This window comes from Parvularcula sp. IMCC14364 (assembly GCF_030758415.1).
Taxonomy (GTDB): domain Bacteria; phylum Pseudomonadota; class Alphaproteobacteria; order Caulobacterales; family Parvularculaceae; genus Aquisalinus.
The window spans coordinates 577,558-598,340 of record NZ_CP132334.1 but is presented as its reverse complement, the minus strand read 5'-3'; the positions used below and the strand labels follow the sequence as shown (position 1 = coordinate 598,340).

The 20,783-nt window shown below is 54.3% G+C and carries 14 protein-coding genes and 1 pseudogene; 6 read left to right on the top strand and 9 right to left on the bottom strand.

The window, feature by feature from the left end:
• The first annotated feature begins 92 nt into the window (after positions 1-92).
• The 4 genes from sfsA to rnd all read left to right on the top strand — a co-directional run bounded on the left by sfsA (position 93) and on the right by rnd (position 7,147).
• On the top strand, positions 93-809 hold the full coding sequence (gene sfsA, locus RAL90_RS02880; protein ID WP_306253029.1) for a DNA/RNA nuclease SfsA: 717 nt from the start codon (positions 93-95) through the stop codon (positions 807-809).
• Positions 810-1,012: 203 nt separating this feature from the next.
• A complete protein-coding gene (locus RAL90_RS02875; protein WP_306253028.1) occupies positions 1,013-2,908 on the top strand; it encodes a DUF885 family protein in 1,896 nt (631 codons plus the stop codon).
• Between the two features lie 51 nt (positions 2,909-2,959).
• Entirely contained in the window at positions 2,960-5,824 is a 2,865-nt protein-coding gene (locus RAL90_RS02870) for a pitrilysin family protein (protein WP_306253027.1), read from the top strand.
• Positions 5,825-5,992: 168 nt separating this feature from the next.
• On the top strand, positions 5,993-7,147 hold the full coding sequence (gene rnd / locus RAL90_RS02865; protein WP_306253026.1) for a ribonuclease D: 1,155 nt from the start codon (positions 5,993-5,995) through the stop codon (positions 7,145-7,147).
• Between the two features lie 83 nt (positions 7,148-7,230).
• On the opposite strand, the gene RAL90_RS02860 is transcribed toward rnd, so the two are convergent.
• From RAL90_RS02860 to RAL90_RS02845, 4 genes are all read right to left on the bottom strand, one after another.
• Positions 7,231-8,817, bottom strand: a complete 1,587-nt coding sequence (locus RAL90_RS02860) for a Ppx/GppA family phosphatase (RefSeq protein ID WP_306253025.1) — start codon at positions 8,815-8,817, stop codon at positions 7,231-7,233.
• Positions 8,818-8,876: 59 nt separating this feature from the next.
• Complete coding sequence (locus RAL90_RS02855; RefSeq protein WP_372340419.1) at positions 8,877-11,063, bottom strand: RNA degradosome polyphosphate kinase; 2,187 nt, start codon at positions 11,061-11,063, stop codon at positions 8,877-8,879.
• 149 nt (positions 11,064-11,212) lie between these two features.
• Positions 11,213-11,950 carry a hypothetical protein gene (locus RAL90_RS02850; RefSeq protein WP_306253023.1) on the bottom strand — a complete coding sequence of 246 codons (738 nt, stop codon included), beginning with the start codon at positions 11,948-11,950 and terminating at the stop codon, positions 11,213-11,215.
• Positions 11,934-13,472 (bottom strand): DUF2066 domain-containing protein, encoded by a 1,539-nt coding sequence (locus RAL90_RS02845; RefSeq protein WP_306253022.1) that lies wholly within the window; start codon positions 13,470-13,472, stop codon positions 11,934-11,936. The genes RAL90_RS02850 and RAL90_RS02845 overlap by 17 nt, the downstream gene beginning before the upstream one ends.
• Before the next feature lie 171 nt (positions 13,473-13,643).
• Between RAL90_RS02845 and purM the strand changes: the two are divergent.
• Positions 13,644-14,662 (top strand): annotated as a pseudogene (purM, locus tag RAL90_RS02840) (phosphoribosylformylglycinamidine cyclo-ligase).
• Positions 14,659-15,258 carry a phosphoribosylglycinamide formyltransferase gene (purN, locus tag RAL90_RS02830; protein WP_306253019.1) on the top strand — a complete coding sequence of 200 codons (600 nt, stop codon included), beginning with the start codon at positions 14,659-14,661 and terminating at the stop codon, positions 15,256-15,258. Before purM ends, purN begins: the two are co-directional and overlap by 4 nt.
• 20 nt (positions 15,259-15,278) lie before the next feature.
• Here the strand turns inward: purN and RAL90_RS02825 are convergent, their stop codons facing one another.
• The 5 genes from RAL90_RS02825 to RAL90_RS02805 form a co-directional block, all read right to left on the bottom strand.
• On the bottom strand, positions 15,279-16,010 hold the full coding sequence (locus RAL90_RS02825; RefSeq protein WP_306253018.1) for a DUF1499 domain-containing protein: 732 nt from the start codon (positions 16,008-16,010) through the stop codon (positions 15,279-15,281).
• 155 nt (positions 16,011-16,165) lie between these two features.
• Positions 16,166-17,485: an amidohydrolase gene (locus RAL90_RS02820; RefSeq protein WP_306253017.1), complete on the bottom strand. Its 1,320-nt coding sequence runs from the start codon at positions 17,483-17,485 to the stop codon at positions 16,166-16,168.
• 97 nt (positions 17,486-17,582) lie between these two features.
• Positions 17,583-18,998, bottom strand: a complete 1,416-nt coding sequence (locus RAL90_RS02815; RefSeq protein ID WP_306253016.1) for an NAD(P)(+) transhydrogenase (Re/Si-specific) subunit beta — start codon at positions 18,996-18,998, stop codon at positions 17,583-17,585.
• 14 nt (positions 18,999-19,012) lie between these two features.
• Positions 19,013-19,510, bottom strand: a complete 498-nt coding sequence (locus tag RAL90_RS02810) for a proton-translocating transhydrogenase family protein (RefSeq protein WP_306253015.1) — start codon at positions 19,508-19,510, stop codon at positions 19,013-19,015.
• Positions 19,511-19,522: 12 nt separating this feature from the next.
• Positions 19,523-20,713 carry a Re/Si-specific NAD(P)(+) transhydrogenase subunit alpha gene (locus RAL90_RS02805; RefSeq protein WP_306253014.1) on the bottom strand — a complete coding sequence of 397 codons (1,191 nt, stop codon included), beginning with the start codon at positions 20,711-20,713 and terminating at the stop codon, positions 19,523-19,525.
• Positions 20,714-20,783 lie beyond the last annotated feature (70 nt).

Genomic DNA, 20,783 nt, shown 5'->3' with positions numbered 1-20,783 from the left:
CTGTTACGAAGATGACCTGCCCTTCCCCCGGCCCGCCCCAAGGCCGGGGGTTTTTTGTTGCAAGACCTGCAACGGCGGATAGAAACAGGCCCATGAAGTTACCTGCCCCTCTTTTTCCCGGCCATCTGGTGAAACGCTACAAGCGCTTTCTGGCAGATATTGTTCTCGATACCGGCGAGGAAATCACAGCGCATTGTGCTAATCCCGGTTCCATGACGGGCATTGCTCCGGAAGGCGCGCGGGTCTGGGTCAGCAACAGCGCCTCCAAAACCCGCAAACTCCCCTATAGCTGGGAACTGGTTGAAATTACCGAGTTTGGCCGTCCCGTAATGGTCGCGATCAACACCAACAATCCCAACCGGATTGCCTTTGAGGCAATCGACCAAGGCGTGATCCCGGAACTTGCGGGTTATGACACCCACCGCCGGGAAGTAAAATATGGCGAAAAGTCCCGCATCGATATTCTCCTGCATAAAGAAGGCAAGCCGGACTGCTATGTGGAAGTGAAGAACGTCCATCTACTGCGACGCGCCGACGGCCTTGCTGAGTTCACGGACTCCGTGACCGCGCGCGGCCTGAAGCACCTGCGAGAACTGACCGGGATGGTGGCAGACGGACACCGTGCCGTGATGTTGTTTATCATCCAGCGAGGTGACTGCCTGGCGCTGGCACCGGCAGAGGACCTCGACCCGGCCTATGCAGCCGGGCTGCGCGATGCCGTCGCGGCGGGGGTCGAAACACTGGTCTGGGATTGTGAGATTACAACGCAGGAGATTGTTCTGCGCCGCAACCTGCCTTTGAAACTGTAGGGCACGTCCACAGTAATGCTCTGCCAGATGATAGGAGGAAAAGTTCACTCCTGAAAGCGGCTCGACTTAACCTATGAGCAGTCACCGCTAAGTGATTGTTTTATTTTCGCAACAGCGTCGCACAAAGCGGCCTGATTAACGGAAATTAAGGTTAAGTTTACCGGCTCACCCCTCATTCTGCGGGCGCGCTACCCGGAGTAAACATGCCCTTTTCATCACGTTTGATCGTCTCATCCCTGCTGCTTGGCACAGCCGCCCTCGCCCTGTACGGCTGCGGCAATGCGACTGACGAGACCGCCCCTGTACAGAGCAACGTCGAGAGCGCTGGAGCAGAAACATCTTCTGCTACCCTCGAAGGCGAAACAGACGAAAACGCCCGCCTCGCCATCTTTTTTGAAGAAACCTTCGAAAGAGACGTGGAGAACAGCCCGATGTTCCAGGCGCAACTCGGCCGCAAGACCGAAGATTACGGCAAATGGGACGATTTTTCTGAAGCCGAGGAGCGCCGACAAGTCGAACAGGCCAAAGCGGACCTGACCCGCTTGCGCACTGAATTTGTTTTTGAAGCGCTCGATGAGCAGTCCCGCATCGGCTATCGCATATTCGAATATAATCAGGAAAACGCCATCAAGAATTATGACTGGCGCTACAACCAGTATCCCGTGACGCAGATGTCCAGTGTGGTGACCTATCTGCCGACATTCATGCAGAACATTCACCGTATAGATACCGTCGGCGATGCCGAAGACTATATCTCGCGGCTGAATGGCATTGAGGAAGTTATCGGCGAAGTCATCAAAGACCTGAAAGTGCGTGAAGCGCGCGGCGTGATTGCCCCTAAACTCGTCTATCCCGGCGTGATCGGGTCAGCGCAGGCCGTGATCAGCGGTGCACCGTTTGATGACAGCGACGACGACAGCGCGATCATGTCAGATTTTCGGGCCAAGATTAACGCTCTTGATGTGTCCGACGCAGAAAAAGAGCAACTGCTTGAGCGTGGTAAGGCCGCACTGACTGGACCTTTCCTGACCAGCTATACAGCTTTTATCAACGAGATGACACGGCTGAGCGACCTTGCCGACGGTGACAAAGGCGCCTGGAGCCTGCCAGACGGTGTCGCTTACTATGCCCGGCGGATTGAACACTGGACGACAGTTTCCATGGACCCGGAGGAAATTCATCAACTGGGCCTTGAAGAGGTCGCGCGCATCCGGGCTGAGATGGAATCCATCAAGAACGAGGTTGGCTTTGATGGCTCGCTTGCAGAATTTTTTGAATTTGTCCGTACCGACCCGAATAATTATTATCCTGACACACAGGAAGGCCGGGACCAGTATCTGGCAGATGCCACCGAACTGATCGAAGAGGTTTACGAAAAAACTGACGAATATTTCAATATCCTGCCAAAAGCACCACTTGAAGTGCGGCCCGTCGAGAAATGGCGCGAAAACGCGGCAGGCACCGCCTTCTACAATCGCCCCGCGCCAGATGGCAGCCGCCCAGGTATCTATTATATCAACATGAAAGACATGAATGATGTGCAAAAACACATCATGAATTCCCTCGCCTATCACGAAGGCGCACCGGGACATCATTTCCAGCTGGCGATCATGCAGGAATTACAAGGCATTCCCGAATTCCGCAAATATGGCGGATACAGTGCCTATACGGAAGGCTGGGCGCTATACACAGAACGCCTCGCGTGGGAAATGGGCCTGTATGAAGGCCGCCCGATGCGGGATTTCGGGCGTCTTGCCGAAGAGATGAAGCGCGCGGTGCGACTGGTCGTGGACACAGGTATGCATGCCAAGGAATGGACGCTGCAGGAAGCTATTGATTACATGACCGAAAACACCCCCATGGCGCCCGGCGATATAGAACGCCAGAACAAGCGCTACATGGTCTGGCCGGGCCAAGCCCTGTCCTACAAGATCGGCATGATCAAGCTGCTGGAACTGCGCGAAAAGGCGCGTACGGAGCTTGGTGAAGAATTCGACATTCGTGACTACCACGATGTGGTGCTCAAAAACGGCGCGATGCCACTCGCCGTTCTGGAAGATGTGGTCAACGCCTATATAGATGAGCGCAAGGCTCAATAATAAAATCTGATCAAAGGGCTCAATAATTTCGAGAGGTAAGAGGAAAACTCAATGAAAAAACTAGCACTTCTAACAACCAGCCTGACCATGTTGATGGCAGGTTGTGCAACAACGGATATGGGTTCCATCCCAGACAGCTTTACCAAGGTAGACGAAGTTGCCAAACAGTCAGCTGATGAAATCGTTATCCCGTACGAAAAATTCGTCCTCGACAATGGACTGACCGTTGTTCTTCATGAAGACAAATCTGATCCACTAGTGCATGTAGATGTAACCTACCATGTGGGTTCCGGTCGTGAAGAAGTTGGCAAGTCCGGCTTTGCACACTTTTTCGAGCACATGATGTTCCAGGGCTCTGAGCATGTTGCTGATGAAGAGCACTTCAAGATCATCACGGAAGCTGGTGGCACGCTGAACGGGACAACAAACAGTGACCGTACAAACTACTTCCAGACCGTTCCTTCAAACCAGCTTGAGAAAATGATCTGGCTGGAAGCAGATCGCATGGGCTTCCTGCTTGATGCCGTGACCCAGGACAAATTCGAAGTGCAGCGCGAAACCGTTAAGAACGAGCGCGGCCAGCGCGTGGATAACGCCCCTTACGGCCTGCTGTTCGAGCGCGTCGGTGAAGCAATGTATCCGGAAGGCCATCCTTATTCCTGGAGCACGATCGGTTATATCGAAGACCTGAACCGGGTAAACGTGAATGACCTGAAAGCGTTCTTCCTGCGCTGGTATGGGCCAAACAACGCGACACTGACAATCGGTGGCGATATCGACAAGGAACAGACCCTTGCCTGGATCGAGAAATATTTTGGCTCCATTCCACGGGGACCAGAAGTTGACAATCCGGAAAAGCTGCCGGTTTCGCTTGATACGGATCGCTATATTTCACTGGAAGACAATGTCTCCCTGCCACTGATCTATATGGCGTGGCCAACTGTCTATGCCAGCCACCCGGACGAAGCACCGCTTGATGTCTTGATGTCAATTATGGGGACTGGCGACACATCCCTGCTCTACAAGAACCTGGTCAAGAACGGTCGTGCCGTACAGGCACAGGCGAGCCATAGCTGCCGTGAACTGCATTGTCAGTTTGCTCTGCTTGCCCTGCCAAACCCTGGCGTTGACCCCAATCTTTCCGGCATGGAAGAAACCATCCGCGCGTCTCTCGCAGAATTCGAAGAGCGCGGCGTGACGGATGATGACCTTCAGCGCACAAAATCAAGCATCATCTCCGGCATGATCTACGGCCTTGAAAGCGTCAGCGGGAAAGTGTCCCAGCTTGCATTCTACGAAACATTCCGTGAGGACCCTGACTATATCAAGCAGGATATTGAACGGTATGAAAGCGTCACCAAGGAAGACGTGATGCGGGTGTATGAGAAATACATCAAGGACCAACATGCTGTGATCATGAGCATCGTTCCAAAGGGACAGACTGCCTGGATTGCCAAAGAGGACACGTGGGATCGCTACGAGCGCACCCTACCTGATTACGGCACAACAACCGCTGATGACCTTGATCTGCGCATTGCCGTGGATGATTTTGATCGCTCCGTACGGCCGTCCGCTTCCGGTGATAACCCAAGCCTGACACTGCCACCTGTATGGCGCTCAGAGCTTGATAATGGGGTTAAAGTGCTCGGTGCCATCAATGATGAAGTGCCAACTTCAGCCATTCAGCTCCGGATGAAGGCAGGTCAGCGCAACGAATCTGTCGGCAAACTCGGCCTTGCAGCCCTCACGGCTGCAATGATGGATGAAACAACCCAGAAAAGCAGCAAGGAAGACATCAGTAATGCCCTGCAGAAACTGGGCTCTTCCATTTCGTTCTCATCTGGTGACACTTATACCAGTATGAATATTCGTTCCCTGACGGATAATCTGGATGAAACACTTGCGATTGCCCGTGAGAAGCTGCTGATGCCAGCCTTCAATGAGGATGATTTCAACCGTGTGAAAGATCAGGTTATTCAGGGTATTGAGTTTTCCAAGAAACAGCCGAGCACTGTTGCGACAAACATCTTCAATGGTTTGATCTATGGCGACGAAAACTCTTTCGCCTATCCTGACAGTGGGACAGTGGAAAGCGTTGCATCCCTGACGCTTGATGATGTGAAAGCATTCTATGCGGCACATTATTCCCCAACGGTTGGCAGCATTGTTGCAGTCAGCAATATCGGCGAAACTGCAATGGAAGCGAAACTGAACGACGCATTCGGCGAATGGGACGGCGGCGATGTCGCTCCGACGACACTCAAGCCATTCCCGGCGCGGGCTGAAAATACGCTTTACCTGATTGACAAGCCGGGTGCAGCCCAGTCTGAAATCCGGATTGGTAACCGTGCCCTGCCGTATGATGCGACCGGTGAATATTACCGTGTCGGGCTGATGAACTATGCCCTTGGTGGTGCATTCAACAGCCGCATCAACATCAATCTGCGCGAAGACAAGGGCTACACCTATGGTGCCCGTTCCTTCTTCTTCGGGGATGAAAAGAATGGCTTCTACCGCGCACAGGCCGGGGTCAGAACTGATGTCACCGATGCGTCGATCATCGAATTCATCAAGGAGATCAAAGCCTACCATGCAGACGGTATCACGCAGGACGAACTGATGTTCACCAAGAACGCGATCGGCCAGCGCGACGCCCGCAGCTATGAAACCCCACAGCAAAAGCTGGGTTTCCTGCGCAACATTCTGGTCTACGACCTTGATGACAACTTCGTGGAAGAGCAGAACGATATTCTGGCCAATATCACCGAGGAAGAGCTCGATGCGCTGGCGGCCAAATATCTTGATGTCAACGACATGATCGTCGTCGTCGTCGGCGATAAGTCAGAAATCCTGCCTGGCCTTGAAGAGCTTGGCTATGACATCGTGATGATGGACGAGGATGGCAACGAGCTGTAATCCAGCGGCCAACACCTGAAAGTCGCGCCGCCACTGGGGTTCAGTGGCGGCGTTTTTATTTGGTCAGACAATACTCTTCAAACCGGAGTTACACGATCTGGCAGGACAGCAACTCAATCGCCTGATAATTGATGACGTCACGGGTGAGACTTGCTAAGCCCGCTATCTATGCAAGTTCTCACCTCGACTTCCGATCTGGAAGAATTCTGTTCCGCCTTGAAAGGCGCCCCATTTATCACGGTAGATACCGAGTTCATGCGTGAACGGACATACTGGTCACGCCTGTGCCTGGTACAGGTTGCCTCACCAACCACAGAGGCAATCATCGATCCGCTGTCAGAGGGCATGGACCTCGCGCCATTGCTCGAAATTCTTTCAGACCAGAGCATTGTGAAGGTCTTTCATGCGGCCCGGCAGGACATCGAAATCTTTTACACGCTGATGAAAGAAGTGCCGGCACCTCTCTTCGACACGCAGATCGCTGCCATGGCCTGCGGATATGGCGATCAGATTGGCTATGAGCCGCTGGTCAAGGCGGTTACCGGCGCTGCGGTAGACAAAGGCTCGCGGTTTACAGACTGGTCAAAACGCCCCCTCAGTGACAAACAACTCACTTATGCGCTGGGTGATGTCACACACCTGCGGGACATATATCTGAAGCTGAAAGCGCAACTTGAGGAAACAGGTCGTTTACCCTGGGTTGAAGAAGAAATGAACGCGCTCCTCTCCGAAGAGCTTTATTTTATCAAACCAGCGCAAGCCTGGAAGAGGCTGAAACTGCGTAATGTGAAGCGCCGTGAGATCGGCCCTCTGATGAAACTTGCTGAATGGCGTGAGGCCGAAGCGCAAAAGCGCGACCTGCCCCGCGGGCGGATTATCAAGGACGATACGATTTACGAACTGGCACGCCAGCGTCCAACATCTACCAAGGCTTTGGCTGCCTGTCGCAGCATCTCCAAAGGTTTCGAATCCTCGAGCCAGGGCAAAGCGCTGCTCGAGGCGGTGCAAGCTGGTATCGACCTGCCTGAAGACGACCTGCCCCAGCTTGAGCGACAGGGCAACCTGCCCCAAGTGCCCGCGGATGTGCTGGATATGCTACGGGTATTACTGAAACGTCAGTGTGAGCATCATCAGGTTGCGCCCAAACTGGTCGCAAGTGCCAGCGACCTTGAGACAATCGCCCGCTATGATGAACCGGATATTCCGGCGATGAAAGGGTGGCGTCGTGAGGTTTTCGGCGATGCTGCACTGGACCTGAAAGCAGGCCGCCTGGCGTTGAAACTGCAGAATGGCAATATCGAGTTTATCAAGCTGGACACCTGAAACGTATCAAAGAGCAGCGGAGCCTACAAAGACGCCAACACATCTGACGAGACCAAACACTGTCACCTGCAAAGCCGTTATTTCTAGCCCGCAAAATTGAAAAGACCTCGAGCTGTTATTTCTCCGTTATCAGTATCAGAATCACTTACGTCTTGATGCAGCTGTGCCGCCAAGGCATTCAGCCTTTTTGAAGGTGTGTATCCCTCAAGTGAGGATAATTCCGAAGGTGCCAGAAATACGAGATCATCACCCTCCGAATGAAAACTGCACGCGCTTATAATCTGTGTTGAGCCGGCGGAGAAATCAGAAGCGAACCGCAAGGCCATTCCCAGGCGGACGGCAAGGTTTTTCAACCGTGGTGCCCCGGACAACAGCGTTTCAGGAATATGCCCGGGCCACACGTTAGCCTTGCTGCGATGGCGAAAATACAATGTTGCAGAAATAGCGACACGGCTTTGATGGTCCAAGCCCGTCAGGGGGGAATGCAGAATGATATCGCTTGCATGACGCGCGCGCATATCCGGGTGATGCAAGGCTGCAAGATCACACATGATGCACGCCGCCTGCCGGATCTTTCTCTCTGCTGCCGTCTCATCCTTGAACAGGCCATGTGTAAGCTCGAAGGCAGCTTCGCCGAAAGCAGGGTCTGGCGCATATCGCCGTGCATATTCCCGGGCGAGCGTGAGCAGCGGGTCCTGCCGACGTGTGTCCATCGACAGACTGTTGAAGAGGATGCCTTCTCTGACCCCGCAGGATGAAATCACCAGTTTCTCGACCTGGGTTCGTTCAAGAACCTTGCGCATAACCATTGCAGCATGAGGTAATGTGTTAATGCGCTTCTTCTGTACACCTGGCATTTTTTCGAGAGACAAAGGACCCTGTCGTTCAATCAGTCCGCATAAATCCAGTATCTCGCTCCTAACAATCTGGTACTGATGCAAAATCGGCAAAGGATATTCGGTTTTCGCCATATGAATTTTGGCAATTGCCCGCCATGCGCCGCCCACCGCATAGAGCGCGCCTGCGTTGACTGCAGAAAGCCAGTCCAGAGAGGAAAGTACATCCGTGACATGACTTTCCGCATCAGCAGGATTTTGGCCAAATTTTGAAATCAGCCTTAGCGGCCCGAGTGACAGGCTGACACGGTCTCGCAACGGCTTCTCGGCATCATCAGAAAAACGTGTCAGTTCGAGCGAGCCGCCCCCCATATCCCCGCAGAGATTCAAAGTGCCTGATTCAGCGCGCGTGGCTGCTGCCGGAGTGCCGCTGATAACGCCGAGCGCAGCGTATTTTGCCTCTTCTTCGCCACTCAATATGATCGGTGACAGGCCCAGTGCGCAAATTTCCTGAATGAAGTCTACGCCATTGGTCGCTTCGCGTATGGCCGCAGTGGCAAAAGTGCTGACAGGAAGATCACCGTATTCTCTCAGTAGTCTGCTGAAACGCTCTAGCACATAAAGAGCATCGTCCATTGCCGCCCGGCGCAGCGCCCCGTCTTCTCCGAGTGTTCCAAGCCCGCATAGGTCTTTTTCATTGAAGAAGGAAAGCGGCGTGCGCTGGGGGCCGCCATAAATCACGAGACGGACAGAGTTGGAGCCGATATCAATGACGGCCCGCCTGTTCTGTAACAGGTCCTGTGCAATGCCCGGATAAATAATTTCTGTATTCACAATATGCAGGCGCCGTTACTGGTACTCAATGAGCAATATCGGTTGTTTAGACAACAACGCTAACTAGTGCGATTCTTTTTTGCGGGGCTGAGCGACATCGGGGCGTTATACTGGATGGCACCGCCCCTGCCCGACAGGCTGGGATTGGTCATACAGTAATCATGCACGTTGAAAGGGGTAATATTGTCCGGCACTCTGACCCGGTCATATGATCCATCCGGGTTCATCTGCCAGCTTTGTGCCTCGTCATTCAGGTTTGCAACCATGATCTGGTCCAACACCTGACGATGCACCGTGGGGTTGTCGATAGGGCAGAAGACTTCCACGCGGCGATAAAGGTTGCGGGGCATCCAGTCTGCTGAAGAAATATAGACAATCGCATCGGGATTGGGCATGGGCTGACCATTACCAAAACAGACTATCCGTGAATGTTCAAGGTACCTGCCGACGATACTTTTTACACGAATATTTTCTGAAAGCCCTGGCACTCCCGGCCGCAGTGAGCATATCCCCCTGATGACAAGGTCAATCTGCACACCAGCGCAACTGGCCTCATATAATTTGTCAATCATGGCTCCATCTACGAGTGAATTGAGTTTCACCCAGATAGACGCAGGGCGCCCTGCCTTTGCATGTGCGATCTCTGCATCAATATGATCGATCATTTTTTGCTGAGCCATATGCGGCGAGATGGTGAATTTATCCAGCCTCTCCGGTCTGGCGTAGCCGGTGATATAATTGAAGACACGCGCAGCATCACGTCCGATTTCTTCATTGCAGGTGAACAACGAAAGGTCAGTATAGATTTTAGCTGTAAACGGATGATAATTCCCGGTGCCAACATGCACATAGGTGCGCGTCGTACCGCCTTCCGTCCTGACCACGACAGAAAGCTTGGCGTGGGTCTTATAGTCCACAAAACCGTAGACCACGTTGATCCCTGCCCGCTCCATCTGCCGCGCAAGCCTGATATTCGCCTCTTCGTCAAACCGTGCTTTCAGCTCAACCAGCGCAGTGACGTTCTTGCCATCCTCTGCGGCCTGAATCAGCGCTTTAACGATGGATGACTGGTGCGATGTCCGGTAAATTGTCTGCTTGATCGCCACTACATCCGGGTCTCTTGCGGCCTGTTTCAGAAACTGCACAACCACGTCGAAACTTTCATACGGGTGGTGAACGATGATATCCTTGTCCCTGATCGCAGAGAAACAGTCACTGGCGTGTTCGCGAATACGCTCCGGGAAGCGGGCTTCAAACGGTACGAATTTCAGGTCAGGCCGGTCATCTGCGATCAACGAACTGGTCTGGTTCAGGCCCAGAAGGCCATCAACCAGCGCAACATCGCTCGACGACACGTTCAACTGGTCCATGAAAAGATCAATCATGTATTTCGGTGTACGCGAATCGATCTTGAGGCGAATGACATCTCCCCGGCGACGGCGGCGTAACAGGCTTTCGAACTGGCGCACCAGATCCTCTGCCTCTTCCTGAAACTCGATGTCGCTGTCGCGAACAATACGGAAGGCACCCTCGGCGATAATCTTGTGACCCGGCAAAACATAATCGAGATATTTGGAGATCACCTTTTCAAGCGGAATGAAACGGACACGCGGCTTGCCGTTCTCCATAACCTCATCACACGGCAAGCGTACAAAACGCTTAACCTTCATCGGGATTGGCAACAGGACATTCAGATGTTCCCGGCTGTTTTCAAGCTCATAGGCCAGCACAAAGCCGAGATTGGGAATAAACGGAAAGGGGTGCGCCGGGTCCAGTGCCAGGGGTGTCAGAGTCGGGAAGATATTGGTTTCAAATTCCTCGCGCAGCCAGTTCTCTTCTGTGGCCGTGAGGTCCTGAGGATCAAGCACCTCAACCCCCACATCAGCCAGAAGGGGTAGTAATTCGCGCCAGCATTGCTGCTGATTTTGTACCAGATCAGATGTCTTCCGGTTGATGAGATCAATCTGTTCCTGCGGAGTGAGCCCTTCCTGCGTTGTGGAAAGGATACCCTCACGCGCCTGCCCCACAAGACCGGCAAGGCGCACCATCAGAAATTCATCCAGATTGCTGGCAGAGATGGAAAGAAAGCGCAACCTCTCAAGTAGCGGATGCTGCTTGTTCCAGGCTTCTTCCAGAACCCGTGTATTGAACTCGAGCCATGACAGTTCACGATTGATAAAGCGGTCTGGTGAATCTGCAGGAATGGGCGGGAAAGTCGCAGCCGGTTCCTCAACAGCATCAACCATATCGGGCCGGCTCTGATACACCGGTGCGTCAGAAGTATCTTCTGAAGGTTTCACATCGCTTTGTATGTCGTCGAATGTACTACTCATCGCGGCATTTCCCTGCGCACTGTGGCTGCTGTTCAAGTCAGACACAGCCTAGCACATGTACCCTAAGATAAAGTATGCTCTTTGAGGGCGCTCAGCACCGTCTGTATCAGCGGTCTGTCTATGGACTTGTTGCGTTCGAGGGCCTCGGCGTCAAGCCGCTCCGTGAATATCGTCAGCGCTGAAAAAGACCGTTTAAGCCGGTTCGAAATGTGATCAGCGAGATCGTCGCTCAACTTCAGTTGTCGGGCCGCCATCCAGTTGAGGAGCACGCGCTTCATCAGTTCCTGATCCGGGCTGTCCAGCATGGCAACCGGCAAAGCTGTCAGCCGTGTCACAAGGTCCTTGATGGTGCCGGTAGGCGTCTGCGCCCACTGCTCAGGCTTGCCCGACCCTGCAATGACAAAACTGACAGAACGCTCCCGACAGACATCAATCAGCCGTGTCAGCAGGAGCGGGTCGCCTGCATATTCGGCATTATCGACAATCAGGAGCGTATGGGTAATGTTTCGCGCCAGCGTTTTTTCCAGCTGGTCAGCACTGATCCATAAGGCCGGTTGATCACGAAACACTTGTGTTAAGAGGAAGCTCTTGCCGGACGCTGGCGGCCCGGCAAGCAGTATCCCCTGACTGCCATCACTGGCCAGATCTTCCCGCCACCGCGTTAAAAGCCGTTTTGCGCTGACATTGACCGGCGCCTCAATAAAAACCTGATCCGTCAGTGGCGGATTGCAGGCCACATCAAGTGTCAGTTGCTGTCCGGATGTACTAACCACTGCTTGCGGATCAGTTAGAGCCATCATCTTGCGCATCATCATCCGTCGCCGGATAGAGCTGCCTTGGCTGGGACAGCTCTCGCTCAAGCGGGGCGCTGAATTCATCCGTTGCCGGTGCGTAATACGTTTGGCCGGACTCAGCTTGTGGCCCGGAGCGCCATTCCCCGGTCTGCGGTGCACCATCAGAGATGAACCCCTGCTGGCGGCGTTCAAAAGAGACCGGACGCACACGCTCCCGCACATCCTCATAAGTGGAGGAAGTTGCAATGTTCCAGACATAATCATCAACCGTCCAGAAAATGATGTTTCTCTCACGCAAGGACAGGACAAGTTGCTGCACATCCCCGGCGACGCGCATGTTCACGCTCGCACCGTCTGCTGCCAGCGCCGTGGCATCATAACTTGCCACCAGTGGTGATTCCTGAAGAACGCCTTGAATGTCAGCCCACTCATCAATCGAGGAGAACCACGCATTCACGCGGTAAGTCTGGCTGACGGAATGATCGATAAGCGTTTGGGCTTTCCAACCAGCTGCATATTTGGCAACGGTCGATTCAACTGCCCGTGCCGCAAGCAGGGGAAAATCTCCGACGCCATCGCGATACCACGCTTCAAGAAGAACACTCCCCGGTGTGCCGGATGCTTGTGTGTTGCTCCGACTGTTGGTGCCATAACCATCCTGCGCATCATAAAGAGCCGCAGAATTACTGCGGTCAATCGCCCCAACCGTACGCGCCACATTGTTGAGATAGCCATCAAGCAATCTCACCCGCAGGCGATACTGCCCATCTGTTTCCATCAGATAGCCCTGCGCGACGATCACCTGTGTGACGCCATATTTCTGCGCCAGTTGCTGCAGGGGTCCCTGTCGCATCGCGAGGGCTTGATCTGCACTGATGATATTGATGTCAGCTGCGTCACCACGCGGCAGGAGGATCGGTGTCAATTCATTGGCCAGAGAGCGTGAAAGCCAGGCGCGGGCCCACGGATTATTGCTTTCCCAAAGATAGGCATCATTCTCGGTTTGCAGAACCGGGAGCACAAGAGCTCTGCGCGTTTGTGACTCGCTATAAGGAATGCGTGCTCGTTTCAGCAGGCTGCGTATTTCGTCAGCCTTGAAGCGGTAGGTAATGCGCGCCGAGTAGGACCGGCTTGAGCTCTTTTCATCCTGCACCGCAAACCCTTCCTCAAGGGCCGGGAGTTGTGAACTCTCCAGATATACCGCGGACTTTGCGGTATAGTCATAAAAACCTGACTCATATCGCGCACCCATATCAGGTTGCGCAGGCTGCCCGACAGCGGCCTGTCTGCCAATGGCAAGTTGCGGCAGATACCCCCAGTCGCTTTCTGCAGTGACACGGCGCAGAAGGATATCCATTGCCTGGCGTCGCCCCTGATCAATCGCGATGCGCCGCGCTTCGGTAGCACTACCGGCCTCGGCTTCTACCGGAACTTCGGCAACAATGAACACATTATCATTGCTTTGCTGCGCAACAGCAGCGCTCACGGACAGCAGGACAGCAACAAGAAATTTCAAAAGCAGACGCATGATCTCATCCCGTAACAATGGAGTGCTTATACTATTGTTGCGCACCCGTCGCACCCTTTATAGGCGCTATTGCGGCAAAAATCAGTCCCCGCGCAGGGCTCAATCACCTTCACAAAGGGTGCAGTCTCGGCTAGCACCGCATTTCCTGATAATTCCTGCGGGGAAAGCCTGATGAGCGACGCCTATAAAAGAGCCGGTGTGGATATTGATGCCGGTGACCGGCTGGTCAACCGGATAAAGCCTCTCGTCAAGGCAACGATGCGACCAGGCGCAGATGGCACAATCGGCGGCTTTGGCGGCCTGTTTGACCTGAAAGCTGCCGGTTTCACTGATCCCATTCTCGTCTCAGGCACTGATGGTGTCGGGACCAAACTCAAGATCGCCTTTGAAACTGACCAGCATAAAACAGTTGGCATTGATCTGGTGGCCATGTGCGCCAATGACGTCTTGGCGCAAGGTGCCCTGCCCTTGTTCTTTATGGATTATTTTGCCTGTGGCACCTTGAGTGAGGATACCGCGGCTGACGTGATCGAGGGGATCGCAGAAGGGTGCAAGCAGGCCGGTGCGGCACTGATTGGCGGCGAAACCGCAGAGATGCCGGGAATGTACCCGGCAGGCGAATATGATCTGGCGGGGTTTTGTGTTGGTGCTGCCGAACGAGACACACTGTTGCCACTGCATGACGGCGTTGCCGCAATGGGCCCAGGCGATCAACTGGTGGCCCTGTCCTCTTCCGGCGCCCATTCCAATGGATATTCGCTGATCCGGAAAATTGTTGCTGACAGCGAACTGGGCTGGGCGGATGAAGCGCCTTTTGCAGCCGGAAAGACGCTAAGTGAGATTTTTCTCGCGCCTACGCGCATTTATGTTCCCCTGTTGAAACCTCTGCTCGCCAACCAGTTGGTGAAAGGCTTCGCGCATATCACCGGGGGGGGCTGACCGATAACATCCCCCGGGTTCTGCCGCGTGGCCTCAACATCAAGATGGATGATACTGCCCTGCGAGTGCCAGACATGTTCGCCTGGCTGCAGGAGCGCGGACAACTTAGTGAGGCTGATCTGCGCCGGACTTTCAACTGCGGTATTGGCGGCGTGTTGGTCGTGGCCGCAAAAGAAACAGATACCGTGTTACGGTCTCTGGCGGATATGGGTGAAGCAGCCACAGTTATTGGTGAGCTGGGCGCAGCATGAAGAAGCGTGTTGCGGTGCTGATTTCCGGTTCCGGGTCCAACCTTCAGGCCCTGATTGATGCAGCACAGGCCCCCGACTACCCGGCAGAAATTGTCTGCGTGATTTCAAATCGACCCGCAGCTTACGGCCTGAAGCGTGCTGCACATCACAATATCGACACTCATATTATTGACCACAAGCTGTTTGAAAACCGCGATGCTTTCGAGCAGGCCCTGCATGAGAAACTGGCAGCGGCTAAGGTTGAGATCATCTGTCTAGCTGGCTTCATGCGCATTCTGACGGCAGGATTCGTGAACCAGTGGGCCGGACGCATTCTCAATATCCACCCCTCACTTCTTCCAGCTTTCAAGGGATTGAATGTGCAGCAGCAGGCGCTGGATGCCGGTGTAAAAGAGAGCGGCTGCACGGTCCATGTGGTAACGCCCGATCTCGATGACGGGCCCATTATCGGCCAGCGTGCTGTGCCCGTTAAGGCGGGGGATACAGCCGAAACACTATCTGAAAGAATCCTGCGCGAGGAGCATATGCTCTATCCGCAATGCCTCGCACGGTTTGCCCTGAACGGGCTTGAGGCAGCCCTGAAGACTGCCTCATAACCTATTGAATTTACTGTTTTTTAGCTGAGCTTCTCTTCCAGCTTGGCAAGGAAGGTTTCAATGCGCTTGGCATTGACGCCAAGATCCGACACTCCCACACGGGAGCTGGACCGCACGTCCACTTCGACAGGCTCGCGGAAGCGGTTTACGCGCACGACAACATCGTCCTTGAAGCCCCACCAGGCCGTTGTGGCAGTTGCCTCAATGCGTCCGGCGTTTTCGTCTGTCCCGACGATTTCCAGTCCCATGGATTCCAGCACGTCAATAGCTGCCTGATAGACATCTTCGTAAGGCTGGTCGAAACGCACTGTCCCAAGGTCAGGATAGGCTTCCTGTTGCTGTGCCGCAATCTCCGGATTATAATCCGGTGAATTTACTCCTTCATCTTCCATACGGATATCGCGCACTTCGACGAAAGACGGCGGATATTTAACATCTGTGGTGATGTCGTGGATGGGCGGCACCTTGTCGGCCTGTGATTTCATGGTCATTGGACCGAAAGCTGATGCGAGAGCGGCAACGCCGGCGATCAGCGCGAACCCACCTGTACCCGGGCGGGCACGTACCAGACCCAGAAGCCCTGCCCCCAACGCGAGAACGCCAAGTCCCAGCAAAGCGAAGGTCAAGGGCTGAAGCGCCTGAAAAACTGTTGCGAAATCAATCGCACCAAAGCGAAAGGCCCCTGTCAGCCCCACATATGTCAGTGCTGCCAGCAGTGCCAGCGTCCCAAATGCGCCTACTATCTTACCCATTTCACATACCCCGTTAAAATCTGAGGCCACGCCTCAATAACCGTTTCGGTTCACCATTCAGCTTTCGTGCCAAAGTGGAGCGCAATAGGCAAGACTTTGCGTAAACTCAGCTGAAGAAGCGAGCGGTGCCGGCCTGATCTAATCCGGCCCTGTTTTCAGTCCTGCTGTTGTTCCAGCAATTCCAGGGCAGCGCGTGTCATCGCTTCGACGCCAGTTTTTAATGTCGGCTCAGGCTCTGGTGCAAAAAATGGCGAATGCAACGATGGCAGAGGAGGCCCGCCAGCCTGTGCGGCGGCCACTTTCTCCGGCGCAACTGCACCAACCCAGAAAATAAAGCTGGGAATAGTTGGCTCGACCCGGCTGTATTGGGAGAAATCTTCCCCGCCCATGACCGGATCCACCTCGATCACCTTATCAGCGCCAAAGGCTGCTTTAATTGTGTCAGAGACACGATAGGCAAGTTGGGGGTCATTATAGGTCGAGGGCGTATAGTCCTTCTCCATTTCGATGACCGGATAAAGGTCTTCCGGCAGGCCGGCTGAAATAGCCTGTGCGCGGGCTATACGCTGAATTCCCGTAATGAGTTTTTCACGCACTTCGTCCGTGTAGGACCTGACCGTCAGTTGCAGGTGTGCTTCATCTGATATGATATTATGCTTGGAGCCTGCATTGAAAGCTCCAACCGTTACAACGGCGGGCTCGAGCGGAGAAACTTCCCGGCTGACAAGGGTCTGTAACGCAAGCACGATCTGCGATGCGATAACAATCGGATCCTTGGTTGTTTGCGGATACGCCCCGTGGCCGCCGACGCCTTTGACGTAAATGTCGATCGAGTCCACATTGGCGAGCGCATATCCTGGGGTGTAGGCCACGGTACCGGCAGGCAGACTGGCAGAGTCATGCAGGGCGATGTTGTAGTCAGGTCGTGGAAAACGCGTGTAGAGGCCATCATCTATCATCGCCTTGGCACCAAGGCCGATTTCCTCAGCTGGCTGGCCAACCAGCACCAGTGTGCCAGACCATTGATCTTTCATCGCCACGAGTCGCCGTGCCGCGCCCACAAGCGAGGTCATATGCACATCATGGCCACAGGCGTGCATTGTGGGGCGCACATCCCCGAAGCGATTTGGCCCTGTCATCTGGGAAGCATACGGAAGGCCGGTTTCCTCCCGGACGGGCAGCCCATCCATATCGGCGCGTAACATCACAACAGGGCCTTCTCCGTTTTGCATCACGGCAACGACGCCCGTTCCGCCAACTCCTTCTGTTATATCAAACCCGAGTTTCTCAAACTCTGCGACCAGCCGCCTTGCTGTCGCGACCTCCATAAAGGAGAGCTCCGGGCTCGCATGGAAAGTCTTGTAAAGGTCTTCAAGATACGGATAGTCAGCAGCAATATCATTGCGCAGTTCCGCACTGGCTGAGGTAGCAGTAAATATCAGCGCAGCGCCCAGTGATGTTAACAGTTTTCTCATTCTGGCCCCGGACAGTTACTTAACAAAAACAAAATGCCTGAAGCCGGGCATGAGCGCAAGTCATGCCCGGGAGCAGTAAAATCCCCAAGCTGACTGGTCAGCCAATCGCCTTGACGATTTCTTCGCACATCTTCTTGGCATCCCCGAACAACATCATCGTATTGTCGCGGAAAAACAGCTCGTTCTGCACGCCAGCATAACCGGACGCCATGCCGCGCTTGACGAAGAGTACCGTCCCGGCATTTTCAACATCCAGAATCGGCATCCCGTAGATGGCTGAGGTCGTGTCCGTCTTTGCAGCCGGGTTCGTCACATCATTGGCACCAATCACGAAAGCGACATCCGCCGTCGAGAACTCGGAGTTGATGTCTTCAAGCTCAAAAACTTCATCATACGGCACATTGGCTTCCGCCAGCAGTACGTTCATGTGCCCTGGCATCCGGCCCGCGACGGGATGGATGGCATATTTTACTTCCACACCTTCTTTCTTGAGAAGGTCTGCCATTTCCCGCAAAGCATGTTGTGCCTGTGCCACCGCCATGCCGTAACCCGGCACGATAATCACTTTGCCGGCGTTCTTCATGATGAAAGCAGCATCATCAGCGGAGCCCTGCTTGACGGGCCGTGTTTCCTCACCCGCACCAGCAGCGACCGCCCCATCTTCAGCACCAAAACCGCCAAGGATGACGCTGATAAAGGACCGGTTCATCCCCTTACACATGATATATGAGAGGATCGCGCCGGAAGAGCCAACCAGCGCGCCAGTGATGATGAGCGCCATGTTCTCCAGCGTGAACCCAATCCCGGCAGCGGCCCAGCCTGAATAGGAATTCAGCATGGATACGACGACGGGCATATCTGCACCGCCAATAGGGATAATAATCAGGAAACCCAGCACAAAGGCAGCCATGGTCAGGAAGAAGAACAGCCAAGCGCTCTGCGCTCCGGTGGACAGCAAGACGACCAGAACAACAATGATGACAGCCAGCGCGATGTTGATCACATGGCGCATCGGCAAGAGTTTCGGTGCGCCGGACATGCGACCTGCCAGTTTGGCATAAGCGATCAGCGACCCGGAGAACGTAATCGCCCCAATCGCAACGCCAATCGACATCTCTACAATCGACAGGGCTTTGATATTGCCAGGTGTACCGATGTCATAGGCCGCTGGCGCGAGGAACGCTGACCAGGCAATCATGACAGCGGCCATACCGACCATGGCATGGAAAGCAGCAACAAGCTGCGGCATATCCGTCATGGCGACCCGGCGGGCGATCAGGGCACCGGGTACGGCACCAAGCGCCACGGCGACGACTATCCAGAACCAGGCTCCAACACCCGCCCCGTCAAGGAAGCGTGCCGATAGCAGTGTTGCCGCTACAGCGACAGCCATGCCGATCATGCCGAAGCGATTGCCCTGGCGTGCTGTTTCCGGCGAGGACAGGCCGCGCAGCGCGAGAATGAAAAGGATCGCAGCGACCACATATAAAAGAGCTGTAAGCGTATTATTCATGTCAGTGGCTCCGTTCAGTTACTGGAGCCGGCAGCAGGCCGCTCTTTTTTCTTGTACATGGCGAGCATGCGCTGGGTGACCAGAAAGCCACCGAATATATTGACGCTGGCAAGCGCCACCCCGATCACGCCGAGCGCTCTTGACCAGCCGCCAGCCGGACTTTGCGAAATATCAGCCCCGACTGCAATCAGGGCCCCGACTATAACGACAGAGGATACAGCGTTTGTGACAGACATCAGGGGGGTATGCAGCGCCGGTGTCACCGACCAGACCACATAATACCCGACGAAGATGGCCAGAATAAAGATGGTGCCGAGGAAGACATATTCATTGATATGCCCCGTATCTAGCATGGCTTCAAACGCGCTCATCTGGGAGTTGAGTTGCTGGGAAGAGGCTTCCAGCGTGTCCGTTGTTTCTTTCAACTGTTCGACAGTCTGCTGAAGCTCTTCAGCCGTCTTCTTGGCTTCTTCAGCGGATTTTTCCGGATCTGATTTCTGTAACAGGAACATCTGCGCTCTCCTCTATTCCTTTACGTCGTCGTCGGTATCAACAACTTCTGCGATCACGGCCGTTGGCTCAGCTTCCCGGGCAAATGCCGGATGAACAATCTGGCCATCGCGGGTCAACAGGACGCCCTTGATGATTTCATCTTCCATGTCGATATTGAAATCACCGGTTTCAGCATCTGTGAAAACGGTCAGGAAGTTCAGGATATTTTTGGCATAGAGGCTGGAGGCATCTGCCGCCAGGCGTCCGGGCACATTATTGTGGCCCACAACCTTCACACCATCCACCTCAACGATCTCGCCAGGTCTCGATGGTGCCACATTGCCCCCCTGCTCGACAGCGAGATCAACAATGACTGAGCCCGGTTTCATCGCACGGACCATCCCGTCACTGACAAGTTCTGGTGCCGGGCGGCCAGGGATCAATGCTGTGGTGATGACAATGTCCTGCTTGGCAATATGCGCTGCCACAAATTCGGCCTGTCGCTTCTTGAAGTCATCAGACATTTCCTTGGCGTAACCACCTTCGGTTTCGGCATCCTTCATGGCGTCCTCATCGACCACCACAAATGTACCACCAAGGGATTCAACCTGTTCTTTTGCGGCGAAGCGCACATCTGTTGCGGAGACGACAGCGCCCAGTCGTTTGGCCGTGGCGATTGCCTGCAAACCAGCCACGCCGGCCCCCATCACGAACACTTTCGCAGGCGCAATCGTGCCAGCTGCTGTCATCATCATTGGCATGGCGCGGCCATATTCAGCCGCTGCATCAATCACAGCCTTGTAGCCCGCAAGATTGGACTGGGAGGACAGTATGTCCATGGACTGCGCCCGTGTGATGCGTGGCATGAATTCCATGGAGAAAGTGTCGACACCGGCCCGCGCATATTCAGCCAGGCTTTCTTCATCGGCATAGGGTGAAAGAATGCCGACCAGCTTCGCGCCATTGGCAAACAACTTCAACTCAGTGGCGTCCGGTCGCTGTACTTTCAGGATAATGTCAGCATTTTTAGCAGCCTCCTCAGCGGAGGCAGCGATTTTTGCGCCAGCGTCTTCGTAATCCTCATTGGAGAATATGGAGGCCTTGCCGGCATCCGTTTCCACAGTCACATCGTAACGCAGGCCCACCAGCTTCTTGACCGTATCCGGCACGGCAGCCACGCGGGATTCTCCTGTGCGGGTTTCCTTCAGGACAGCAAGTTTCATTTATTCCCCTTCACATCTCTCAAGACAGGTAAGACAGGCAGAACAGGCACGGCCACAAGGCCAGTTTCAA